Source organism: Elstera litoralis (genome assembly GCF_000963705.1).
GTDB lineage: Bacteria > Pseudomonadota > Alphaproteobacteria > Elsterales > Elsteraceae > Elstera > Elstera litoralis.
The window spans coordinates 1-2,803 of the sequence record NZ_LAJY01000247.1 but is presented as its reverse complement, the minus strand read 5'-3'; the positions used below and the strand labels follow the sequence as shown (position 1 = coordinate 2,803).

The window sequence follows — 2,803 nt, the reverse complement described above, 5'->3', positions numbered from 1 at the left end:
AATTCGCCGAAGACTTCATCGAAAATATCGGCAAAGCCTGAGGCGAAGTTGAAATCGAAGCCGCCGCCCGCCGCGCCCGCGCCGCGCCCGGCCCCAGGGCCTTCGAAAGCGGCATGGCCAAAGCGATCATAGGCCGCGCGCTTATCATCGTCGCGCAGCACATCATAGGCTTCGGAGATTTCTTTGAATTTCAGTTCAGCCGCCGCATCGCCCGGATTGCGGTCCGGGTGATACTGCATCGCAAGCTTGCGATAGGCTTTTTTGAGCTCGTCGGCGCTGGCGGTTCGCGCCACGCCGAGCAGCTCGTAATAATCCTGTTTAGCCATGCTGCGGTCGCTGCACCCTGAGAGAGGCGTGATTCAAAGATTAAACCATCGGCAGTCTTGGGAAAGACTGCCGATGGTGTTCAAGTCCGGCGAAATTAGGCCGTGCGGCCCTTCTTGCGCTCGTCCACTTCTTCGAAGTCGGCATCGACGACGGAACTATCGGTCGGCTCGGCATCCGCGCCACCGGCGGCGCCCGAACCGGGTTCCGCCGCTTCTTGCGCCTTATAGATGGCTTCGCCGAGCTTCATCGAGGCTTTGGCGAGGGCTTCGGTTTTGGCTTTGATCGCGGCGGCGTCGCCCGATTCCAGCACGGCCTTCAGCGCCTTCACTTCCTCTTCGATGGCCGATTTTTCCGACCCGGAGACCTTATCGCCATGCTCGGCGAGGCTCTTTTCGGTCGAATGAATCAGGCTGTCCGCGCCGTTGCGGGCTTCGGCCACTTCCTTCTTCCGCTTATCTTCGGCGGCATTGGCTTCGGCTTCCTTGACCATTTTTTCGATCTCGGAATCCGACAGGCCGCCGGAGGCTTGGATACGGATCTGCTGTTCCTTACCCGTCGCCTTATCCTTAGCCGAGACGTTCACGATGCCGTTGGCGTCGATATCGAAGGTCACTTCGATCTGCGGAATGCCGCGCGGCGCGGGCGGAATGCCGACCAGATCGAACTGGCCCAGCATCTTATTATCCGCCGCCATTTCGCGTTCGCCCTGGGCCACACGGATCGTCACCGCCGTTTGGCTATCGTCGGCGGTCGAGAAGGTCTGGCTTTTGCGCGTCGGGATCGTTGTATTACGGTCGATCAAACGCGTAAACACGCCGCCCAGGGTTTCGATGCCCAGCGATAGCGGCGTCACATCGAGCAGCAGAACGTCCTTCACTTCGCCCTTCAGCACGCCGCCCTGAATAGCGGCACCAACGGCCACCACTTCATCCGGGTTCACACCGCGATGGGGTTCCTTGCCAAAGAAGCGCTTCACCGTTTCAATGATTTTCGGCATGCGGGTCATCCCGCCGACCAGGATCACTTCGTCGATATCGGCGGCGGTCAGGCCAGCATCCTTCAGCGCGGCGCGGCAGGGCTCAACCGTGCGTTCGACCAGATCATCGACCAGGGCTTCCAGCTTGGCGCGGGTCAGCTTGACATTCAGATGCTTCGGGCCGGAGGCGTCCGCCGTGATGAACGGCAGGTTTACTTCGGTCTGGGTCGAGGCCGACAGTTCGATCTTGGCCTTTTCGGCGGCTTCCTTCAGGCGTTGCAGGGCAAGCTTGTCGGAGCGCAGGTCGATGCCCTGTTCCTTTTTGAACTCGTCTGCGAGGTAATCGATAATGCGCTTATCGAAATCTTCCCCGCCGAGGAACGTGTCGCCGTTGGTCGATTTCACTTCGAACACGCCATCGCCGATTTCCAGCACCGACACGTCGAAGGTGCCGCCGCCGAGATCGTAGACGGCAATCGTGCCCGCGCCCTTCTTTTCAAGCCCATAGGCCAGCGCCGCTGCGGTCGGCTCATTGATGATGCGCAACACTTCGAGCCCGGCGATCTTGCCGGCGTCGCGGGTAGCTTGGCGCTGGGCGTCGTTGAAATAGGCGGGCACCGTGATGACGGCCTGCGTGACCGGCTCGCCCAGGAAGGCTTCCGCCGTTTCCTTCATCTTTTGCAGAATGAAGGCGCTGATTTGCGACGGCGAATATTTCTTGGAGCGGCTTTCCACCCACGCATCGCCATTATCGCCGCCGACGATTTTATAAGCGACGAGGCCAATTTCCTTTTGCACCAGCTTATCGTCGAACCGGCGGCCGACGAGGCGCTTTACGGCGAAGAGGGTATTTTCCGGGTTCGTCACCGCCTGGCGCTTCGCGGCCTGGCCGACGAGGCGGTCGCCATTTTCGGCGAAGGCCACCATCGACGGCGTCGTGCGCGCGCCTTCGGCGTTTTCGATAACCCGGGCGTTCTTGCCATCCATGATAGCAATGCAGGAATTGGTCGTACCCAGGTCAATCCCGATAACTTTGCTCATCAAACTCTTCCTTCTGTCTAGCAGACCCAATCTGGCGGCCCTGGAGACGCGCGCAAACCTTTCGGCTCCGGCCCCTCCCCACGGCACCGCCCGTGGTCCCCGTGGTCTGATCGAACCCCTGGCTCACGCCTCGGCTATTCGATCCTGTCGAGGGTGTATGTAGGGCGCGCGGCGTCGGCCTGCAACGGCGAAATCACTACGGACGGTGTGGTTTTTTCACCGAAACGGGCAGAAATGCCCTCGGAGGGGCGGAAGCGGCCATGAGTGATTCGCATAGCAGGCTGCCGAAGAGTCCTAACGCAGTCACAAACCTGTCACGGTCCAGTAACACAGCTTTATTACGGTGCAAAAACACATGAATTTTCTGAGCGCCGTTGGTTCAGATGCGCCGGGGGCGAGGCTATGCGTTTGCCTACATTATCAATTTCCGTGAAATTGCCGATCCTCATTGTTGGGGCA

Annotated in this window: 2 protein-coding genes; both read right to left on the bottom strand. The window is 59.9% G+C overall.

Annotated features, from left to right (window positions below; genetic code table 11):
• The coding region (locus VZ95_RS10385; protein WP_045775775.1) for a DnaJ domain-containing protein at positions 1 to 326 on the bottom strand (326 nt) is incomplete at its 3' end.
• Between the two features lie 95 nt (positions 327 to 421).
• Complete coding sequence (dnaK, locus tag VZ95_RS10380) at positions 422 to 2,344, bottom strand: molecular chaperone DnaK (protein ID WP_045775774.1); 1,923 nt, start codon at positions 2,342 to 2,344, stop codon at positions 422 to 424.
• Positions 2,345 to 2,803 lie beyond the last annotated feature (459 nt).